The organism is Janthinobacterium sp. GW822-FHT07H11 (assembly GCF_058798615.1).
In genome coordinates this window covers 2406801-2426598 of record NZ_CM179507.1, presented here as the reverse complement: position 1 = coordinate 2426598, position 19798 = coordinate 2406801, and the positions used below count along the sequence as shown (strand labels likewise).

19 protein-coding genes and 1 pseudogene are annotated in these 19798 nt (G+C 62.3%); 6 read left to right on the top strand and 14 right to left on the bottom strand.

Going from position 1 to position 19798, the window contains the following annotated elements; all coding sequences use genetic code 11:
* The first annotated feature begins 140 nt into the window (after nt 1-140).
* Complete coding sequence (locus AC3RCJ_RS10800) at nt 141-893, top strand: glucose 1-dehydrogenase (RefSeq protein WP_492962501.1); 753 nt, start codon at nt 141-143, stop codon at nt 891-893.
* A gap of 161 nt (nt 894-1054) precedes the next feature.
* Nucleotides 1055-1220, top strand: a pseudogene (locus tag AC3RCJ_RS10795) (IS1595 family transposase); the annotation flags it as partial.
* A gap of 96 nt (nt 1221-1316) precedes the next feature.
* On the opposite strand, the gene cheY reads toward AC3RCJ_RS10795, so the two are convergent.
* The 14 genes from cheY to flhD all read right to left on the bottom strand — a co-directional run bounded on the left by cheY (nt 1317) and on the right by flhD (nt 14307).
* A complete protein-coding gene (cheY, locus tag AC3RCJ_RS10790; RefSeq protein ID WP_010396677.1) occupies nt 1317-1715 on the bottom strand; it encodes a chemotaxis response regulator CheY in 399 nt (132 codons plus the stop codon).
* A gap of 148 nt (nt 1716-1863) precedes the next feature.
* Nucleotides 1864-2934: a protein-glutamate methylesterase/protein-glutamine glutaminase gene (locus AC3RCJ_RS10785; protein ID WP_492962503.1), complete on the bottom strand. Its 1071-nt coding sequence runs from the start codon at nt 2932-2934 to the stop codon at nt 1864-1866.
* 164 nt (nt 2935-3098) lie between these two features.
* Nucleotides 3099-3707, bottom strand: a complete 609-nt coding sequence (gene cheD, locus AC3RCJ_RS10780) for a chemoreceptor glutamine deamidase CheD (protein WP_492962505.1) — start codon at nt 3705-3707, stop codon at nt 3099-3101.
* A gap of 9 nt (nt 3708-3716) precedes the next feature.
* Entirely contained in the window at nt 3717-4589 is an 873-nt protein-coding gene (locus AC3RCJ_RS10775) for a CheR family methyltransferase (RefSeq protein WP_492962507.1), read from the bottom strand.
* 71 nt (nt 4590-4660) lie between these two features.
* On the bottom strand, nt 4661-6376 hold the full coding sequence (locus tag AC3RCJ_RS10770; protein WP_492962509.1) for a methyl-accepting chemotaxis protein: 1716 nt from the start codon (nt 6374-6376) through the stop codon (nt 4661-4663).
* 185 nt (nt 6377-6561) lie between these two features.
* Nucleotides 6562-7068, bottom strand: a complete 507-nt coding sequence (locus AC3RCJ_RS10765) for a chemotaxis protein CheW (protein WP_071324468.1) — start codon at nt 7066-7068, stop codon at nt 6562-6564.
* A 17-nt stretch (nt 7069-7085) separates the two neighbouring features.
* Entirely contained in the window at nt 7086-9299 is a 2214-nt protein-coding gene (gene cheA / locus AC3RCJ_RS10760) for a chemotaxis protein CheA (protein ID WP_492962511.1), read from the bottom strand.
* 43 nt (nt 9300-9342) lie between these two features.
* Nucleotides 9343-9708: a response regulator gene (locus tag AC3RCJ_RS10755; protein ID WP_065306416.1), complete on the bottom strand. Its 366-nt coding sequence runs from the start codon at nt 9706-9708 to the stop codon at nt 9343-9345.
* An 80-nt stretch (nt 9709-9788) separates the two neighbouring features.
* Nucleotides 9789-10337: a chemotaxis protein gene (locus tag AC3RCJ_RS10750; RefSeq protein ID WP_492962513.1), complete on the bottom strand. Its 549-nt coding sequence runs from the start codon at nt 10335-10337 to the stop codon at nt 9789-9791.
* 47 nt (nt 10338-10384) lie between these two features.
* The gene (gene motB / locus AC3RCJ_RS10745) at nt 10385-11356 is read right to left on the bottom strand and encodes a flagellar motor protein MotB (protein WP_492962515.1); all 972 of its coding nucleotides are present in this window, start codon (nt 11354-11356) and stop codon (nt 10385-10387) included.
* Between the two features lie 58 nt (nt 11357-11414).
* Nucleotides 11415-12275: a flagellar motor stator protein MotA gene (gene motA, locus AC3RCJ_RS10740; protein WP_070219712.1), complete on the bottom strand. Its 861-nt coding sequence runs from the start codon at nt 12273-12275 to the stop codon at nt 11415-11417.
* Nucleotides 12276-12494: 219 nt separating this feature from the next.
* Nucleotides 12495-13256 (bottom strand): class I SAM-dependent methyltransferase, encoded by a 762-nt coding sequence (locus tag AC3RCJ_RS10735; protein WP_492962517.1) that lies wholly within the window; start codon nt 13254-13256, stop codon nt 12495-12497.
* Between the two features lie 104 nt (nt 13257-13360).
* Nucleotides 13361-13924 (bottom strand): flagellar transcriptional regulator FlhC, encoded by a 564-nt coding sequence (gene flhC, locus AC3RCJ_RS10730; protein WP_492962519.1) that lies wholly within the window; start codon nt 13922-13924, stop codon nt 13361-13363.
* A gap of 65 nt (nt 13925-13989) precedes the next feature.
* Complete coding sequence (gene flhD / locus AC3RCJ_RS10725; protein ID WP_034758381.1) at nt 13990-14307, bottom strand: flagellar transcriptional regulator FlhD; 318 nt, start codon at nt 14305-14307, stop codon at nt 13990-13992.
* Between the two features lie 610 nt (nt 14308-14917).
* Between flhD and kynU the strand changes: the two genes are divergently transcribed.
* From kynU to AC3RCJ_RS10705, 4 genes are all read left to right on the top strand, one after another.
* Nucleotides 14918-16168 (top strand): kynureninase, encoded by a 1251-nt coding sequence (kynU, locus tag AC3RCJ_RS10720; protein WP_492962521.1) that lies wholly within the window; start codon nt 14918-14920, stop codon nt 16166-16168.
* 8 nt (nt 16169-16176) lie between these two features.
* Nucleotides 16177-17064: a tryptophan 2,3-dioxygenase gene (kynA, locus tag AC3RCJ_RS10715; protein ID WP_492962523.1), complete on the top strand. Its 888-nt coding sequence runs from the start codon at nt 16177-16179 to the stop codon at nt 17062-17064.
* Between the two features lie 20 nt (nt 17065-17084).
* Complete coding sequence (locus AC3RCJ_RS10710; RefSeq protein ID WP_492965508.1) at nt 17085-17633, top strand: RBBP9/YdeN family alpha/beta hydrolase; 549 nt, start codon at nt 17085-17087, stop codon at nt 17631-17633.
* 96 nt (nt 17634-17729) lie between these two features.
* The gene (locus AC3RCJ_RS10705; RefSeq protein ID WP_492962527.1) at nt 17730-19796 is read left to right on the top strand and encodes a toxin-antitoxin system YwqK family antitoxin; all 2067 of its coding nucleotides are present in this window, start codon (nt 17730-17732) and stop codon (nt 19794-19796) included.
* Nucleotides 19797-19798: the final 2 nt, after the last annotated feature.

Here is a 19798-nt window from a genome sequence, read left to right as displayed (position 1 = left end):
AGGCCCATCATGATTGTTCATGAAATTTGCACACTGATGCCATCAAACCCATCTTTATCCATGCGCCAATAAAGACCACAATGACTGTACTGGCACGCAGCAACAGCATGCGGGCCTCCCACCAGCACAGGAGAACAAGCATGAACACAGCAGCCATACCGGCCAGGGTTGCCATCGTCACGGGGGCCGCGCGCGGCATCGGCGCGGCCATCGCCGGCCGCCTGGCGCGCGACGGCATGCGCGTCGTCGTCAACTACGCCAGCGGCAAGGAGGCAGCGGACGATCTGGTGGCGGCCATTCTTGCCGGCGGCGGCAGCGCCATCGCCGTCAAGGCCGACGTGGCCGATGCCAGCGAGGTGCTGGCCCTGTTCGATGCGGCGCAAGCGGCTTTTGGCGGCGTCGACGTACTGGTCAATAATGCCGGCATCATGCCGCCCGTGCTGCCCTTGCTGGCCGAGACGGACGACGCCACGTTCGACAAGCTGTTCGCCGTCAACGTCAAGGGCAGCTTCCACACCATGCGCCAGGCGGCCAGCCGCCTGCGCCACGGCGGCGCCATCGTCAATTTCTCGAGCAGCGTGATTGGCCTGGCCCTGCCCGGCTACAGCGTCTACGGCGCCACCAAGGCGGCCATCGAGACGATGACGAATATCTTCGCCAAGGAATTGCGCGGCAAGAACATCACCGTCAATGCCATCGCTCCCGGCCCCACGGCCACGGCCCTGTTCTTGAACGGCAAGACGGAAGCAACGATAGAACGCATGAGCCAGATGGCGCCGCTGGCGCGCCTGGGCACGCCGGAAGACATCGCCGCCGCCGTCGCCTTCCTGGCCGGCCCCGATGGCCGCTGGATCAATGGCCAGACCCTGCGCGCCAACGGCGGCCTGGTATAGCACCGGAGCGGCCGGTTGCACGCCGCCCGGTGCTCAGGCGCCAGGGCGGGTGCTCATGCATGCGCATGGGCGGCCTGCCGCCCGGCTGAAGCCAGGCCGGGGGCAAAAAAGCGCGGTCCCCGGCAAGCAGGGAAATGCCAGGCATATTCAACTGGCCCGCTGCATATCTGAGCCGCTTGCGCGGCTGGCCGCCTCTTCCACGGCGTGGCCACGCGCCACGTGCCGAATCACCCGGGGTGGCGCCGGAGACGCGATGCCGGGCGCATCCACTCTGCAGAAACATTATTGAAGGCAACGCTGGGAGCATTCCCGCCCCTGACGGTGACCTGGCAAAAAAAAACGCTGCCAGTGCGAACTGGCAACGTTTTTTACATGGCTGCGCCGCCTCGAAAACGAGGCGGCCGGCCAGCCGGGGAAAACCGCTCAGGCGCCGGCTTTTTCCAGCTTCTCGAAAATCTTGTTCAGCTTTTCATCGAGGGTCGCGGCCGTGAACGGCTTGACGACGTAACCGCTGGCGCCCGCTTGCGCGGCAGCGATGATGTTTTCCTTCTTCGCTTCGGCCGTGACCATCAGCACGGGCAGCTTGGCCAGTGCCGGATCGGCGCGGATATGCTGCAGCATCGTCAGGCCGTCCATGTTCGGCATGTTCCAGTCCGAGACGACGAAATCATAGGATTCCGCGCGCAGCTTGGCCAGGCCCATGACGCCGTCTTCCGCCTCGTCGACGTTGGCATAACCCAGTTCCTTCAACAGATTCCGGACGATGCGGCGCATCGTCGAAAAATCGTCAACGACTAAAAATTTCATCTTTGGATCAGCCATGAATAACTCCGTTGTTTCTGTAGCGGTTTGTTAATAATATCGACATGAATGCCGACATTATGGTCGACACTACGGCAGCAAGTTGTAGGATAGCATTTTCGTTGCTTTTAGGCGAACAAACTTGCCTTACATCATATGAAAACGTGGCTTACACGCGCAAAGCACGCATGCCGTGCGCGGCCAGGTATCCGAGCACCATGCCAGGCAGCGCCGTCAGGGCGCCAACCTCATGCGTGGCACCGATGGCGATGGCTTCGCGCGGCATGCCGAACACCACGCAACTGGCCTCGTCCTGCGCAAAATTATACGCTCCCGCCGCCTTCATCTCCAGCATCCCTTGCGCGCCATCCTTGCCCATGCCTGTCAGGATAACACCAACGGCGTTCTTGCCGGCCGATTGCGCGGCCGAACGGAACAGCACGTCGACGGAAGGACGGTGGCGGTTGACCGGCTCGCCCTGGTCGATCTTGGTCATGTAGTTCGCGCCGCTGCGGGTCAAGGTCAGGTGCGAGTGGCCCGGCGCGATATAGGCGTGGCCCGGCAAGACGCGTTCGCCGCCGGCCGCTTCCTGCACCGAGATCTTGCACAAGGAATCGAGGCGCCGCGCGAACGAGCGCGTAAACCCTTCGGGCATGTGCTGGGTGATGAGGATGCCGGGACAATCGGATGGCATCTGCATGAGGAATTCGCGGATCGCTTCCGTGCCGCCCGTGGAGGCGCCCACGATGATCAGCTTTTCGCTCGACGTCAGGGGACTGCGCAGGGCCGGCAGCGGCGCCGCCGTCTTGTCGCCGGCAGCAGGCAGCGTGCGCGCGCGGATGCGCGCCTTGGAGGCGGCGCGGATCTTGTCGGCGATCATGTCCGTGTATTCGCGCATGCCGCTCTGGATCGAAATCTTCGGCTTGGTGACGAAATCGACGGCGCCCAGTTCCAGCGCGCGCATGGTGATTTCCGAACCGCGCTCGGTCAGGGACGATACCATCAGCACCGGCATCGGGCGCAGGCGCATCAGCTTTTCGAGGAAATCGAGGCCATCCATCTTCGGCATCTCGACGTCCAGGGTCAGCACATCGGGATTGGTCTGCTTGATCATCTCGCGCGCCACCAGCGGATCGGGCGCCGCGCCGACCACTTCCATGTCGGGCTGGCTGTTGACGATTTCCGTCATCACGCTGCGGATCAGTGCCGAATCATCCACGATCAAAACCTTGATCTTCATTTCATTCCCTTCCAGGCCTTGCGGCCCTTATTCTGTATCAGTAAGAACACCTGGCAAAACCGTCGCGGGCGGCAGTGATTCGTGGCCGGGAGCGCAGCCGTGACAAGGCACGGCGGGCATCGCAGGCCGCAAAGTGCAGCGCGCAGCAGGTTTTTGCCTGGCGTTTAAAACAACTCGATCTCGCCGCCCACCGGCGCGACCTTGAGGCGGCTTGCGTAATCGAGTTCGCGGCGTACCAGCGTATCGTTATGCGTCTGCATCAGCTTCTTCACCAGCACCTTGCCGCTGCGCGGGAAGAAGTACACCTTGCGCGGATGGATGTCGTTCAGGTCTTCCGCCACGACGCGCATCTTTTCCGCCTTCAGGTAATTGATGACGAAAGCCGCATTGCGCTCGCCCACGTTGATCGCCGTGAAGCCGCGCAGCACGGCGCCGCCGCCGAATACTTTCGCTTCCATGTTCTCGCGCCGCGCACCGGCCTTCAGCAAGTCATTGATCAATATCTCCATGGCATAGGTACCATAGCGCATCGATGCCGAGATCGGGCTGTTGGTATCGCTGCCGCCGTCGGGCAGCATGAAATGGTTCATGCCGCCCAGGCCCGTGACGCGGTCGCGGATGCAGGCCGAGACGCAGGAGCCAAGCACGGTGACGATCAGCATATCCTTGTTGGTGAAGTAGTATTCACCGGGCAAAATCTTGGCGGCGTCACAATTGAACGTCCGGTCGAAATAGACGTTAGTGGCAAACTGCTCTTTGGGTTCCAGGCTCATATTTCACTCTCATGTACGATGCGACGATGCTTTGGGTGCGCTGCCCCGCGGCTGATCGAGCTCATAAACTGTCTTGCCGCGCAGCTTCAATGACTCCGACACGTACAGAAAATTCTCCGAATGGCCGGCAAACAGCAGGGCATCCGGCTTCATCAACGGCACAAAGCGGGACAGTATTTTGCGCTGCGTCGCCTTGTCAAAATAAATCATCACGTTACGACAGAAAATGACGTCGAACTGCCCCGTCAGGGGCCAGCCGTCGGCCAGCAGGTTGAGCGGCTTGAAGGTGATCATCTGGCGCAGTTCCGGACGCACCCGGACCTGTCCCTCGCGATCCCCCTTGCCGCGCAAGAAGAAACGCCGCGCCCGGTCGGCCGGCATCTTGTCGAGCCGGTCCAGGTTATAGACGCCATTGGCGGCCGTGGCCAGCACATTCGTGTCGATATCGGTGGCGATGATGGTCACCGGCGGCGTGAGCGTATTGAACGCTTCGCACACCGTCATGGCGATCGAATACGGCTCCTCGCCGGTGGAACTGGCCGAACACCAGATGGTGATCGGCCCGCTCAGTTTTTTCACATGCTCGGCCAGCAGCGGAAAATGATGGGCCTCGCGGAAAAACGACGTCAGGTTCGTCGTCAGCGCGTTCGTGAACGCTTCCCACTCGTCACCCATGCGCCCTGCCTCCAGGTCGTCCAGGTAGCGCACGAACGAAGAAATGCCGGTCGCCCGCAGGCGCCGCGCCAGGCGGCTGTAGACCATTTCCTGCTTGCTGTCGGCCAGCGCGATGCCGGCCCGCTTGTAAATCATGGCACGGACCCGTTCGAAGTCCTTGCCAGTGAAGTCAAATTCCTTGACCGAATCCGTTTTAGTTTGCGGCATTTTGTTTTTACCTCTCCATGACTACTCTGACCAATGCCTTTGCAAGTATAACTAGCGGGACCGGGTTGGCGTCAGAACTCTTCCCAATCGTCGCCGCTGGTTGCCACCAGCTTTTTCGCGGGCGACGGCGCCGCCATGCGCGCGGCCTTCGCCACGCCCACGCGCGCCACCGGCGCCTTTGCCGCAGGAGCGGCGGCCCGCACCGGCACCGCCGCCACGCGGACCTCAGGCGCCATGTGTTCCCCGCCCAGCTTGAAGATGCTGACCGCATCGGCCAGCTTTTGCGCCTGCTCCTGCATGCTCTCGGCGGCCGCTGCCGCCTCCTCCACCAGCGCCGCATTCTGCTGCGTCATCTGGTCCATCTGCGCGATGGCCTGGTTGACTTCCTCGATGCCATGGCTTTGCTCCTGTGTCGCAGCCGTAATCTCGCCCATGATGTCGGCCACCTGCCGGATCGACGTGACGATCAGGCCCATGGTCTGCCCCGCCTCGTCCACCAGGCGGCTGCCCGCATCGACCTTTTCCACCGAGTCGCCGATCAGGCCCTTGATCTCTTTCGCCGCGCCAGCGGATCTTTGGGCCAGGTTGCGCACCTCCGACGCCACCACCGCGAAGCCGCGGCCCTGCTCGCCCGCGCGCGCCGCTTCCACCGCCGCATTCAGGGCCAGGATATTCGTCTGGAACGCGATGCCATCGATGACGCCGATGATATCGACGATCTTGCGCGAGCTGTCCTTGATCGAGCCCATGGTGTCGACCACTTGCGCCACCACGTTGCCGCCCTGCTCCGCCACCGACGACGCCGACACGGCCAGCTGGTTGGCCTGGCGCGCATTGTCCGCATTCTGCTTCACTGTCGATGTCAGTTCTTCCATCGACGATGCCGTTTCTTCGAGCGAGCTGGCCTGCGTTTCCGTGCGCGCCGACAGGTCGGCATTGCCGCTGGCGATCTCGCGCGAGGCCACGGTGATGGTCTGCGTGCCATTGCGCACGTCGCTGACGGTCTTCGCCAGGCTGTCGTTCATGTCCTTCAGCGCCTGCTGCAGCGCGCTTGTTTCATCCTTGCCTTCGACGGCCACATGCGACGTCAGTTCGCCTGCCGCCACCTTCTGCGCCACCGCCAGGGCGCCCGACAGCGGCACCGTGATCGAGCGCGTGATGAAGATCGCGCACCAGGCGCCGATCGCCACCGCCGCGCCGCCGAGGACGAACAGCACCAGCATCAGCCGCGCATCGGCCGCCAGCGAACCGTCCATGAAGCTTTGCTGCGCCACATGCTGCAGGTCGAGCAGCTTGTTGATGTCGGCCAGGGTCTTGCGGTTCAGCGGATCGATGCGGGTAGCGATCACCTTGGCCGCGCCTTCGCTGTTAAACGCCAGCACCTGCCCCATCGCCTCCTTGAAGGCGGCATCGACTTCGCCGTCGACCTTGGAGATATCGGCCAGCAGCGCCTTCTCGCCATCGGACAGCCCCAGGCCGGCCAGCTTGTCGCGCGCGCCGTCATACAATTTGCGGTGCTGGCGTACCTTGCTCTCTTCGGCCTGCATCAGGCCCACGTCGCCCTGCAAACCGATATTGCGCATGGCGATACCCGTTTCCAGCATTGCACTTTTCATCTGCGACGCCTGCGTATTCTTCTCGCCGGCCAGCGCCAGCCCTTCCAGCAGTTCGGCCTTGTTGCGGTAGTTGAGGGCATTGGCCGACAGCACCACCACCGCCAGGATGACGAGGATGCTGCCAAACCCCATGCCCAGCCGCGTACCTATCTTGAAATCGCGCAAACTCATTACAGTCTCCAATATTTATGTGAACGGCGCCCGTTCAACCGGACGGCGCCGTGTTATGGCCGGGTCTCTGTCGGACCTTGCAGCCTGCCGGCGCGCCTCCCAATACTGCCCGCGCCGGTACATGCATATCTGTAGTGATTCTTTGCGTGGTAAAACGGCGGCGCCCCGGGCGCCGCCCGCCGGCCTTACGCCGCCAGCTTGTCGATCAGGCCCATCTCGCTGCTCGACATCAGCTTGTCGATGTCGACCAGGATCAGCATGCGCTCGTCGATGGTGCCCAGGCCGATCATGTAGTCGGTCGAGAAGGCCGTGCCCATTTCCGGCGCCGGCTTGACCTGCTCCGGCGTCAGGGTGGTGACGTCGGACACGCTGTCGACCACCATGCCGACGATACGGCCGCCGATGTTCAGGATGATCACCACCGTGAACTGGTCGTACACGGGCGTGCCCAGGTTGAACTTGATGCGCATGTCGACCACGGGAATGATGATGCCGCGCAGGTTGATCACGCCCTTGATGAATTCAGGCGCGTTGGCGATGCGGGTCACCGCTTCATAGCCGCGGATTTCCTGGACTTTCAGGATATCGATGCCGTACTCTTCGGAGCCCAGGGTAAAGGCCAGGAATTCACGGCCGGCGATGTCCTTGCCGTCGCCCGGTTTGCTTCCGGATGTTTGTTGAGTATCTGACATGATGGATTTCCTATCTGTTATTTATCTATCTGTGTTGCGAAAAGGGACTCGTCAGCCAGCTGACGAGAAGAACGGATCAGGGCGGCGACATCGAGAATCAGCGACACGCCGCCATCGCCCAGGATGGTGGCGCCGGAAATGCCCACCACCTTGCGGTAATTCGATTCGAGATTCTTCACCACAACCTGCTGCTGCCCCACCAGGTCATCGACAAACAGCGCCGCCTTGCGGCCTTCCGTCTCGAGGATAACGCAGATACCTTCGGATGGGCTGGTGAAGCGCGGCGCGATATCGAACATCTGGTACAACGGAATGAGCGGCAGGTATTCGCCGCGCACCTTCACCACCTGGCCGCGGCCAGCGATGTCCTTGACATCCTCAACGGCCGGCTGCAGCGATTCGATGACAAAGCCCAGCGGTAAAATATACACTTCGTCGCCGACGCGGATCGACATGCCATCCAGGATGGCCAGGGTCAGCGGCAGCGAGATGGAAATCGTCGTGCCGAAGCCCTTGGCCGAACGGATATCGACCACGCCGCCCATGGCGCTGATATTGCGCTTGACGACATCCATGCCCACACCGCGGCCCGACACGTCGGTGACCGCCTCGGCGGTGGAAAAGCCGGGCGCGAAAATCAGCTGCCACACGTCGGCGTCGCTCATCGTCTCGGACACGTCCAGGCCCTGCTGCTGCGCCTTGGCCAGGATGCGTTCGCGGTTCAGGCCCGCGCCGTCATCGGAGACTTCAATGATGATATTGCCGCCCTGGTGGCTGGCCGACAGGAACAGCCGCCCCGCCTCGGTCTTGCCGGCGGCCACGCGGGCTGCCGGCATTTCCACGCCATGGTCGATGCTGTTGCGCACCAGGTGCGTGAGCGGATCGACGATGCGCTCGATGAGGCCCTTGTCGAGTTCCGTCGCGGCGCCATTCGTGATGAAGTCGACCTTCTTGCCCAACTTGGTCGCCAGGTCGCGCACCATGCGCGGAAAGCGGGAAAAAACGAAATCCATCGGCATCATGCGGATCGACATCACCGCTTCCTGCAAGTCGCGCGTGTTGCGCGTCAGGTGGCTGACGCTGTCGAGCAGCTTTTCATGCACCATCGGATCGAGCGCGCTGGCGCGCTGCTCGATCATCGCCTGCGTGATCACCAGTTCTCCCACCAGATTGATCAACTGGTCGACTTTTTCAATCGAGACGCGAATCGACGACGATTCGGCACCCGCCTTGTCGCCTTTGGCCGGTTTCTTTTCCTGCTCCACTTCCGCCACCGCGTTCACCACGGCTTGCACGGCAGCCGCGCCGGTGGAGGCGCCAGCCTTGGCCGCGTCGGCGCGGATCTGTTCCAGCGGCTGGAAGAAACCATAGCCCTGTTCGGCTTCGCTCTGCACGCCGGCGGCGGCGCGGATATCCTCGAGCGGCTGGAAGAAGCCATAACCGGGGTCCGCCGCGCCCTGCGCTGCAGGCGCGCCTGGCAGCGGATCGAAGAAACCGTAGCCCTGCGCCTTTTCCTGCGCCGCCCGGGCCGCATCGGCCTCGCCGGGCGCCAGGGGCGGCGCCTGGGTGATGACCATGTCGTCCGGGTTCAGCACGAACGAGCAGATGGCCAGGATATCGTCCAGGCTTTCATGCGTCGTCACTTCCAGCACCTTGCGCGCATCGGGCAGCGTCGACACCGCCACGTCGCCCAGCAGGCCCAGTTCGGCCGCCAGCGCATCGACTTCGCGCGACTCCATCTTCGGCAACTCCAGGCGGAAGCGCTGGCCGCCGGCATGGCTGACCACTTCCTTTTCCGCCGTGTGGAAGGCCGGCGCGACGGGCGTGAGCGCGGCCACCGGCACGTCCTGCGAGAACGACTGCAGCATCATGCGTACATTGGCCACGGCATCCTGGTCGACGGCGCTGCCCAGGCGATGGCCGTCGAGCTGCATCTTGAGGATATCCTTGGCTGCCAAAAACGCATCCACATGTTCCGCCGTCAGCGCCATCTGGCCCTGGCGGATGCGGTCGAGCAGTGACTCGAGGATATGCGTCACCTCGCTCATGTCGGAGAGGCCAAACGTCGACGCCCCGCCCTTGATCGAGTGGGCGGTACGGAAAATCGCATTCAGGTCTTCGGCGTCAGGCGCCGCAATATCGACGGCCAGCAGCAGCCGTTCCTTTTCAGCCAGCAGTTCCTCGGCCTCATCGAAAAAGACCTGGAAAAACTGGCTAATATCGATGGTCATAGGGTGACTCCGTCAATTGCATCGTTGCGCTGCGCGGCTGGCATCAGCCGATCACCTTCTTGACCACTTCGATCAGACGTTGCGGATCGAACGGCTTGACCAGCCAGCCATTGGCGCCGGCGGCACGTCCCTTCGACTTCATTTCATCCGACGACTCCGTCGTCAGCATCAGGATAGGCACCTTTTGGTAGGCTGGCAATTCGCGCAGCAGCTTGATCAGCTCCAGGCCGTCCATGCGCGGCATGTTCTGGTCCGTCAGCACCAGGTCCACGGTTTGCAGCTTGGCTTTTTCCAGTCCGTCCTGGCCGTCAACAGCCTCCACCACCTGGTAACCGGCGGCTTTCAGACTGAACGCCACCATCTGGCGCAATGAGCTGGAATCGTCCACTGCAAGTATCGTTTTGGCCATCTTTGCTCCCACTTTATTCCGGGCATCTTGCCCAAGTATTTGATTGATCCATGCAACCGCAAGCGTTCCGCATTTCCATGCTAGAACAGCTCGATGTCGCCGCTTTCCAAATGCTGTTGACTGACAGCCTTGCGCAGCACGCTGCGCAGTTCCAGGCTTTGAATCGCCAGCGCCATGCTGACCCGTCCCAGCAAGGCGACAATTTCTTCGTTGTCACTCTCTGGCAACATCTCGGCGCCATGCGACCCTAGCGTGCCAAGAAACTCGCGCAAGCCTGTCACCCGCTTCAGGGTGCGCTCGATCAGCTGGCTGGTCATGTCCTGGAACTGCATGCTGGTGATGGCCGCATTCACATAGCCACCCACCTCGTCCTGCAGCGCCAGCAGTTTTTCGCGCTGCTCGTCGGCCGGCATGCCGCCTTCCAGCAGCAGGGCTATCGTGTCTTGCTGTGCCGCAACTGCCGCATGGATGGCCATGAAATTGAAGGACAGCTTCTCGATCGCCTCTTCCAGCAAGATGCCAGTCTGCACCAGGTCGGTTTCCACCTCCGTCAAGTGCTTGCGGCCATGGTCCGACACGCCGGACAACAGGCGCTTTACATGCGAGCCAAGTATTTTCTTTCTTGTCATAAAGGTCTCATTGTTTCAATACACCACGCGCTGACGGGCCATGCGCGTCATTTCTTTGCCGCTGCCGGAACCGGGGCCGCCACGGGCGGCGAACCGGCCGCCAACCCCGAGGTGACAGCGGCGGCCGCGGCATCGGTCACGGGCAACTCGATGGCCGAACCATCGCGCAGGACATTTTCTTCCGTGCGCTTGTTCATGACGATGATGCTGATGCGCCGGTTGATCGGATTGAACGGGTCCTGCTTGTCCAGGTGGGCGGCCGAACCGAGTCCCACCACGCGCAGTACCTTGTCTTCATTCATGCCGCCAATAATCAGTTCGCGCCGCGACGCATTCGCGCGGTCGGCCGACAGTTCCCAGTTGCTGTAGCCGGCATCGCTCATGTACGGGGTCGAATCCGTGTGCCCGGACAGGCCGATGCGGTTCGGCACTTCATTGAGCACGAAGCCGATGGCGTGCAGGATTTCCTTGGTATAAGGTTGCAGATTGGCATTGGCCAGCGCAAACATGGGGCGGTTCTGCTCATCGACGATCTGGATGCGCAAGCCCTCGCTCGTGATATCGAGCAGCAACTGGTTCTTGTATTTTTTCAGCAGGGGATTGGCGTCGATGGTCGCTTCGATGCGCGCCTTCAGCGCCTGCAGACGGCGCCCCTCTTCCCGTTCGAGCGCGGCCTTGGCCGAATTGAGGTCGAACGATTTGCGCTGCTGGGTTTCCTGCGCCTTGCGCACCTCGCCATCCTGGCGCGACAAGTCCTGGCCGCCGCCCTGGATCACGGAGTTGCTCTCGCCGCTGCCGGAGCCGCCCGCCATCGCCACCTTCAACGGCGTCTTGAAGAATTCGGAAATGCCGTTCAGGTCGCCCTTCGAGGTCGATCCCAGCAGCCACATCAGCAGAAAGAATGCCATCATGGCCGTGACGAAGTCGGCATAGGCGATCTTCCACGCCCCGCCATGATGGCCGCCGGCCGTTTTCTTGATGCGCTTGACGATAATCGGGCGCATGCCTTCATCGGCCATGGCGTTCCCCTTCCCTGTACTGCAGTTGACTCATGATATCCAGGCGTGCTTTCACTGCTTACTTCGTTTTCGATTTCTTGATGTGGTCTTCCAGCTCGTTGAATGTCGGGCGCTCCGTCGAAAACAGCACCTTGCGGCCGAACTCCACGGCCAGCGCCGGTGCATAGCCATTCAAGCTGGCCAGCAGCGTCACTTTCACGCACTGGAACATCTTGCTCGACTCTTCCAGCTTCTGCTCCAGCAGGCTGGCCAGCGGCCCGACGAAGCCATAGGCGAGCAAAATGCCGAGGAAAGTGCCGACCAGCGCGTGTGCGATCAGCATGCCCAGCTCGGCCGGCGGTATGCCCACCGATTCCATCGTATGCACCACGCCCATCACGGCGGCGACGATACCGAAGGCCGGCAAGCCGTCGCCCACCTTGGCGATCACGTGGGCCGGCACGGCGCCTTCGTGATGGTGCGTCTCGATCTCGTTATCCATCAGGTTTTCGATCTGGAAGGCATCCATATTGCCCGACACCATCAGGCGCAGGTAATCGGTCATGAATTCGACGATATGATGGTCGGCCAGCACGGCCGGATACTTGGAAAACAGCGGACTCTCTTCCGGCTTGTCGATATCGCCCTCGATCGACATCAGGCCTTCCTTGCGCACCTTGCTCAGCACTTCAAACAGCAGCGACATCAGCTCCATGTACAGGTCTTTGGTGTAGCGCGATCCCTTGAACAGGCTGGGCAAGGCAGCGATCGTGGCCTTGATCGCCTTGTTATTGTTACCAACAAGGAAGGCGCCCAGGGCCGCGCCGCCGATCATCAGCAGTTCCAGCGGCTGGAACAGCGCCGCCAGATGGCCGCCCGCCATCGCGAAACCGCCAAAGACCGAGGCGCAGACGATGATGTATCCGATTATGACTAACAAGTGCCCTGACTCCCAATAATGGCCGGGCTTTTGCGCCCGGCATGCTCAAACCAGCTCCCTGCGGCCGGCGGCTGCGCCGCGGCGGGGAACAGCGGCAAAAAAAGTAACTGAAGGTAGATTGAAACGACCCGCATTTCAACGCAATCCCGACAAAATGCCGTGTGGAACTACAATAACGTGAGATTGTCCTCCGAGCAAGCAAATAACGCAGACAATTGCCTAAAAGCACCATATGTAGAGCAAGGGACCATTCTCTGTGGCGGCAATGGCCTTATCGGGCTCCCGCGCGGCAATCTTGAATTCGTAACTAAGAAGCATACTTCCAGGCAACATTTCCGCTTCCGCCTTGATCCACAGGGCCGCCATCGCGGCCGGCGACAGATAGGCGAACACCACATCATGCTTGCCAAAATCGAGCGCCGCATAGTCGCCCCGCAGGAATTGCGCGCGGCTGCCCGCCAGCCACGCACGCAGGCGGCTGAGCAGCCACGGCAGCGGCGCCAGTTCGATGCCGCAGAATTGCCCATCGGGGCGTCGCCGCGCCAGGTCCAGCACCAGGCCGCCCAGGCCGCTGCCGATATCGACCAGGCGCACGCCGGGCCGTCCGGCGATCAGCTGCGCCACGGCCTGCCATACCCTGGGCCCCGATGGATAGAACGGCACTTGCGTGCGGAAGGTGGTCCAGTACAGGCTCAACAGGAAAACAAAGGCAGCCAGAAAGAGCGCGGGCGGCAAGTCCAGGCGGCTGGCGCCCAGCAGGGCCGGCGCGAACAGCAAGCCGATGGCGCACCACCAGCGCGCCAGGCCCGCGCGCCACGTGAGCGCCGCGGCCAGCAGGCCCTGCAGGCCGGCGACGGCCGGCAGCGACAGTGCCACCCCGCCCCGTGCCAGGCCATAGACGAGCAAGAGCAGCAGGGCAAAGGCCAGCGCCTGGAGCAGGAGCGCCTTGAGCGCGGGCGCGCGCAGGATTTGTTGCAGCATGGGACAGTGACGGAAGGAAAACACCAGTGTAAGCGAAAGCGCCATGAAAAAACCGGAGCGCGATCTGGCGACCGGCTCCGGTTGACGGCAGCACAGGGGACGTTTCAGGCGGGCTGGCGGGCGGGTGCGCTGGCAGCGGCCTCGTCGCGCGCTTTCTTGGTCTTGCCGGCGCGCGAAGGCATATGGCACAGGCCGCACACATAATCGGCATTCAAATCCAGGCAATTGACGACAAACTTGCCGCCGCACTTGCCGCATGGCGCCATGGCCAGCATCTTGCTGCTGAAAAAGCGCACCAGGGTCCAGGCCCGCGTCAGCGACAGCAGCGGCTCTTCGCCCGCTTCGGGCGGCATTTGTTCCAGGTACAGCTGATAGGCCTTCATCACCGCCTCGATACCGGTCGCACCGGCGTGCTCGACGAGGAACTTATGGATATTGATGAACAGCGAAGAATGGATGTTCGGTTGCCAGGTCAGGAACCAGTCCGTGGAAAACGGCAGCATGCCTTTCGGTGGCGATACGCCCTTCAATTCCTTGTACAAGTTCAACAGGCGCTCGCGCGACAGCGACACTTCCGTCTCCAGCAATTGCAGGCGGGCGCCCAACTGGATCAACTCGATGGCCAGCTGGATTTCCTGCGCTTCCGATACGACACTTTTCTTGGCCATGCTGCGTGCTCCGCTACGGACTGATTGATAAGGTTGCCGGCAAAATGCAAGGCTGGAGGCTCAGCTCAAGCGATTTCTTCGACGCCCTGGCCGGCCATCAGGATGGCGGCGTGGGACTGGGCCAGCGAGCGGTCTTTGTTGTAGTTGGTCAACATGCCCAGGATGGCGCTGTCATCGAAGCGGAAGCGGGCCAGCATCATGTTGCCGCCAGCGAGCTTGAGGATCTGCGCATTGCTCATGCCTTCGATCAGCTCGGCGATTTCGGCGGCAATGCCCAAACGGAAGATGGCCGTTACCTTGTCCGCACGAATCATCTGCTGGGCCAGCATCAGGTAGCTCAGGTTAGCGTCGCGAATCTCAGCCATCATATCGTTAGCAGTCATTTCCATCTCCTCAATCCGTTGAATTCAGCTGGCAGTGTGTGTTGCCAGTGAGATACATTCTGCAGGAGCAACATCAAACGCAACAGAGGCGTAGCGCTGTATTTTTGGTCGGGCAATAGGAGATGGGATCGTAGGTGTTTGTCTGACAAACACTGCTCGATCATGGTCGCACGCCTGTAAACGCGTGGATATGGGCTGATGCAAAGAGCCAGGATTTCCTGACTTTTCAACTGCATTTAATATCACTTTTTTACAACAACTTGACCTGAATCAAGCACATCTATACTCAGTAACGGCTGCTTTGGCGGGAACTTGAGGGTTTTTTTGAAAAATCTTTTAAAAAACCTGCTTTTCTTGCCAGTGACGGTTTTCCGCCGTTCCTGTATTCATTTACGGCGGCCTGTCGGGGAACTTTAGGGTTTTTTGAAAATATTTTGAAAAATCCTGATTTTTTTTGCCTACGCCCCGCAAACCCGTATTTTTCCGTACCCGGCCGTCGGCCGGGCATGACGCTTTTGCCGCGCAATTTGCTACACTTCGCCATCCGCAAAATATTTTAGACCTAAAACATATTGCATTTGCCGAGTCCCATATCAACATGAAAGCCACCATGATTTCTCGCAATGACTGCACTGCGCGCGACCTTGACGATCCGCTGGCGCCGCTGCGCCGCCAGTTCGACCTGCCCCAGGGCGTGATTTACCTCGACGGCAACTCGCTAGGGGCGCGGCCGACAGCGGCCCTGGCCCGCGCCCAGCACGTCATCGCGGCAGAATGGGGCACGGACCTGATCCGCAGCTGGAACACGGCCGGCTGGTTCGACCTGCCCAAGCGTCTGGGCGACCGCCTGGCGCCGCTGATCGGCGCCCACACGGGCGAAGTCGTCATCACCGACACAACTTCCGTCAACCTGTTCAAGGCCCTGGCCGCCGCGCTGCAGATGCAGGCCAGCGATCCTGCGCGCGCCGCGCGGCGCATCATCGTCAGCGAACGCAGCAACTTCCCAACCGACCTGTACATGGCCCAAGGCCTGTCCGCCTGGCTCGACCAGGGCTACCAGTTGCGCCTGGTCGACAGCCCGCAGGAGCTGACGCAGGCCATCGCCGCCGATTGCGCCGTCGCCATGCTCACGCACGTGAACTACCGCAGCGGCTACCAGCACGACATGGCCGCCGTCAGCCGCCACTGCCACGCCCAAGGCGCGCTGGCGCTGTGGGACCTGGCCCATTCGGCCGGCGCCGTGCCGCTGGACCTGAATGGCGATGGCGCCGACCTGGCCGTCGGCTGCACCTATAAATACCTGAACGGCGGCCCCGGCTCGCCCGCCTTCATCTGGGTGCCGGCAAAGCACCAGGCGCGCTTCCGCCAGCCCCTGTCCGGCTGGTGGGGCCACGCCGCGCCCTTCGCCATGGACCCGGGCTACACGCCGGCCGACGGCATCGCCCGCGCCCTGTGCGGCACGCAACCCATCGTTTCGCTGGCCCTCGTCGAATGCGGCCTCGATATCTTTGCGCAGACGAGCATGGAAGCCATCCGCCGCAAGTCGCTGGCCCTGACGGATCTGTTCATCGCACTGGTGGAGCAGCGCTGCGCCAGCCATCCGCTGGGCCTCGTCACGCCGCGCGAGCATGCGCGGCGCGGCAGCCAGGTCAGCTTCACGCACCCGCACGGCTATGCCGTGATGCAGGCGCTGATCGCGCGCGGCGTGATCGGCGACTACCGCGAACCGGCCATCATGCGCTTCGGCTTTACGCCCCTGTACACGAGCTTTGCCGACGTCTGGGATGCCGTGGAAATCTTGCGCGACATCCTCGACACCCTAGCCTACGACATCGCCGCCAAGCGCGATGCCGTCACCTGAACCATCCCATGAGCGACGACAAGAATATGAACAAGGAAAACACCAGCGGCTGCCCCATGCATGCGGGCGCCCAGGAGGCGCAGTGGCATGGCGCGCAGATGGATTTCAGCGAATCTATGAGCTACGGTAACTACCTGGCGCTGGACCGCATCCTCACGGCCCAGCATCCGCTGTCGCCCAACCACAACGAAATGTTGTTCATCGTGCAACACCAGACCAGCGAATTGTGGATGAAGCTGATGCTGCACGAAATGCACGCCGTGCGCGCCAACCTGCAAAGCGGCGACCTGGCGCCCGCGTTCAAGATGCTGGCGCGCGTGGCGCGCATCATGGACCAGCTGGTGCATGCCTGGGACGTGCTGGCCACCATGACGCCGCCCGAATACACGGCCATCCGGCCCTACCTGGGCGCCTCGTCCGGCTTCCAGTCCTTCCAGTACCGCGAGATCGAATTCATTTTGGGGAACAAGAACGCCGCCCTGCTCAACGTGCATACGACGGCCCCCGATACCTACAAGACGCTCGACGCCGCCCTGCGCACGCCATCCGTCTACGATGAGTCGATCAAGCTGCTGGCGCGCAGCGGCTTGCCCATCGCGCCCGAGCGCCTGAACGCCGACTGGACCCTGCCGACCGCTGCCGACGCCTCGGTCAAGGCGGCGTGGCTGGAAGTCTACCGCGACCCGTCGAAACACTGGGCCCTGTACGAGCTGGCCGAAAAACTGGTCGACCTGGAAACGGCCTTCCGCTTCTGGCGCTTCCGCCATGTGACGACGGTCGAGCGCATCATCGGCTTCAAGACGGGCACGGGCGGCACGGCGGGCGTGAGCTATTTGCGCAAGATGCTCGACGTGGTATTGTTCCCTGAACTATTCGCCCTGCGCACGGAGCTCTGATTTCAATTTCAAAAGGAGAAATGATGTCGCCTCTCGTCCTGACCCTGGCCGGCCTGTGGAATTCCGGGCCGCAGCACTGGCAAACCCATTGGGAAGCGCGCCACCCGCAATGGTCGCGCGTGCCGCACCGCGAATGGCAGACGCCGGACAAGGACGAATGGGTGATGGAACTCGACCGCGCCATCGCCGCCTGCGAGCGCCCGCCTGTGCTGGCCGCGCACAGCCTGGCCTGCGCGCTGGTGGCCCATTGGGCTGCCAGCGGCTCGCCGCACAAGATCGCCGGCGCCTTCCTCGTTGCCCCCAGCGACGTGGACGCGCCCTCCTACCCGTCCGGCACGACGGGCTTTGCGCCGATGCCGCTGCAAGCCTTGCCGTTTCCCAGCCTGGTGGTCGCCAGCGGCGATGACCCCTACGTCAGCTTCGCGCGGGCGCGCGCGTTTGCCGCCGCCTGGGGCAGCGATTTCACCATGATCGGCGACGCGGGCCATATCAATGGCGATGCCGGTTACGGCCCCTGGCCGGACGGCGAACAGCTGCTGCTGGACTTCTGCGCCGCGCACCAGCCCTGAACGCAGGCGCGCACGATAGACTTGTATTTGCCCACAAGTAAGAACGCAGGCAGAATCGTGGCCTTTCCATTGCGGCGCCCCGGCGCCAGCCTTACGATGAAACGTCCGTTCTTGCCAGTTCTGCTGCCCTTGCTCCTCTGTTCCGCGCTGGCCCACGGCGCGCCCTTCTACGAAGGCAAGAGCCTCGCCCATCCCGCCATCAGCGCCTCGCAGGACAGCGGCGCGGACATCGCCTTCCTCAAGGAAAAAGACGGCGTCAACGGCTATTACTGCGAGTGCACGAACAGCGCTTCGAAAACCTTCCTGCTCGACCAGTTCGGCAACGCCGTCATCCGCTCCGTCTTCTACGCCTCGCTGGACAAGGAATCGGACACCAGCGTGCAAACCATGCTGGTGCTGTTCCGCCAGGGCGACAAGAACGGCCTGCGCGCCTACCGCTACCACCGCAGCTCCGGCCAATACCGGCGCCTGGACGGCTTGCAGCCGGCCCTGAACCGCATCGTGGCGCAAAGCGCCGCTCCCAATGCGGGCCAGGTCAAGGCCGCGCTGGCCAAGCTGGCGCCGATGGACTACAGCGTCGCGCGCGGCAAGAGCGGCAATGCGGATGTCGACGCCATCGACCATACGCAAGGCACCATCGTCGGCTACTACAGCGATGACGGCAAGCCCGTGGCGGCAGGCGGCAAGGATGCCATCACCTACAAGAAGACCTTCCAGAAGAAGGGCGAGCGTTTTCTCACCGCCAGCTACACGCTGTACAGCGATGCGGGCGCGGGCATCCTGCCCAATTACCGCCTGTGGCAAGTGACGTGGGAAACGGCGCCGAAACAGTTCACGGGTAGCGAAGACGGCCCGTCCGTCATCTACAGCCTGGCCTGGGACGACGGTTCAGTCGTCGAACGGGGCCAGTACGTGAAAGGCAAGCGCCAGGGACTGTGGGTACGCGAAGGCATGCATGAAGGCCGCGAAAAAGGCCATTTCGTCAACGGCCTGCGCGAAGGGACCTGGCAATTCGACTATCCGCGGCAAAGCGAGAGCGGCATGTACCGCACCGGCAAGCGCGAAGGCCGCTGGACGGTCGTCAACTATGCCGATGAAGAGGAGGTGACGGGTTTCGACACCTACGCGGACGGCCAGCTGAACGGCCCGCACGAACGCCGCATGGGCGGCAAAGTGCGCACGCGCGGCAACTACGTCAATGGGGCGCGCCACGGCGCGTGGATCACGGAAGACGGCGACGGCAGCTTTATCGACGGCTTGCGCGACGGCCCGTGGAAGCTCAAGCTCAAGGACAAGGTCACGCAAAGCGTCACCTTCGTGAAAGGCAAAAAACAGGGGGAGGCCCTCGACACGGATGCGCAAGGCGCGCTGCGCCAGCGCGACCACTACCAGGCCGGCGTGCTCGATGGCAGCCGCACGCGCTACCTGGGCCCGGCCGGCAAGGAATACCCGGTCTACACGGCCACCTACCGCAATGGCCAGCTCGATGGGCGCGAACAGGCGTTCGACGACAGCGGCAAGGTCCTGCGCCTCGATACGCTATGGGACAAGGGCAAGAAGCAGGGCCTCGATGCGCGCTACTACCCGAACGGCAAGCCGGAACGCCTGGCCATCGTCGACCAGGGCCGCCTGCTCACGCACCTGCGCGAATACTACGAGGACGGCCAGCTGATGAACGACATCCACCGCTGCACCTTCAAGGAGGACGGCAGCACGCGCGACGACGTATGCGAGTACCACCACATGTACTACCCGGACGGCAAGCCGCAGTACTATTATGCCTTCCAGTACGGCCAGCGCCAGGAAGGCTATTCGAACTACCCGGACGGCAAGCGCAAGGACGAACTGCTGGTCGACCGCGCGGCCGACACTTCCGTCTTCAACGCCTATTATGCAAGCGGCCAGCTCAAATGCACGGAGCCGCGCCGCGGCCACAGCACGCGCACGGTGAATGGCGAAACCATGATAAGCTACGCTTCGGCCGACCGCGACGGCGACAATATCTGCTACCACCCGAACGGCAAGGTAGCCAGCATCTATACCTTCCGCAAGCGCGTGCTCGTCGAATGCGGCAAGCGCTACGATGACACGGGCAAGCAGACGTTCCCGGGGCCGGAAGGCTGCCCTCCCCCCAGGAAAGTCGACTACCCGATAGGACTGTGACC

Bases quoted from the DNA above. Each gene is read 5' to 3' on its own strand.
- AC3RCJ_RS10735 (WP_492962517.1), bottom strand. From the start codon at position 13,256: ATGCTGCAACAAATCCTGCGCGCGCCCGCGCTCAAGGCGCTCCTGCTC.
- AC3RCJ_RS10770 (WP_492962509.1), bottom strand. From the start codon at position 6,376: ATGAGTTTGCGCGATTTCAAGATAGGTACGCGGCTGGGCATGGGGTTT.
- AC3RCJ_RS10785 (WP_492962503.1), bottom strand. From the start codon at position 2,934: ATGAAGATCAAGGTTTTGATCGTGGATGATTCGGCACTGATCCGCAGC.
- AC3RCJ_RS10755 (WP_065306416.1), bottom strand. From the start codon at position 9,708: ATGGCCAAAACGATACTTGCAGTGGACGATTCCAGCTCATTGCGCCAG.
- AC3RCJ_RS10800 (WP_492962501.1), top strand. From the start codon at position 141: ATGAACACAGCAGCCATACCGGCCAGGGTTGCCATCGTCACGGGGGCC.
- AC3RCJ_RS10750 (WP_492962513.1), bottom strand. From the start codon at position 10,337: ATGACAAGAAAGAAAATACTTGGCTCGCATGTAAAGCGCCTGTTGTCC.
- AC3RCJ_RS10705 (WP_492962527.1), top strand. From the start codon at position 17,730: ATGAAACGTCCGTTCTTGCCAGTTCTGCTGCCCTTGCTCCTCTGTTCC.
- AC3RCJ_RS10710 (WP_492965508.1), top strand. From the start codon at position 17,085: ATGATGTCGCCTCTCGTCCTGACCCTGGCCGGCCTGTGGAATTCCGGG.
- flhD (WP_034758381.1), bottom strand. From the start codon at position 14,307: ATGACTGCTAACGATATGATGGCTGAGATTCGCGACGCTAACCTGAGC.
- motB (WP_492962515.1), bottom strand. From the start codon at position 11,356: ATGGCCGATGAAGGCATGCGCCCGATTATCGTCAAGCGCATCAAGAAA.
- kynU (WP_492962521.1), top strand. From the start codon at position 14,918: ATGATTTCTCGCAATGACTGCACTGCGCGCGACCTTGACGATCCGCTG.
- cheY (WP_010396677.1), bottom strand. From the start codon at position 1,715: ATGGCTGATCCAAAGATGAAATTTTTAGTCGTTGACGATTTTTCGACG.
- flhC (WP_492962519.1), bottom strand. From the start codon at position 13,924: ATGGCCAAGAAAAGTGTCGTATCGGAAGCGCAGGAAATCCAGCTGGCC.
- cheD (WP_492962505.1), bottom strand. From the start codon at position 3,707: ATGAGCCTGGAACCCAAAGAGCAGTTTGCCACTAACGTCTATTTCGAC.
- kynA (WP_492962523.1), top strand. From the start codon at position 16,177: ATGAGCGACGACAAGAATATGAACAAGGAAAACACCAGCGGCTGCCCC.
- AC3RCJ_RS10775 (WP_492962507.1), bottom strand. From the start codon at position 4,589: ATGCCGCAAACTAAAACGGATTCGGTCAAGGAATTTGACTTCACTGGC.
- cheA (WP_492962511.1), bottom strand. From the start codon at position 9,299: ATGACCATCGATATTAGCCAGTTTTTCCAGGTCTTTTTCGATGAGGCC.
- AC3RCJ_RS10765 (WP_071324468.1), bottom strand. From the start codon at position 7,068: ATGTCAGATACTCAACAAACATCCGGAAGCAAACCGGGCGACGGCAAG.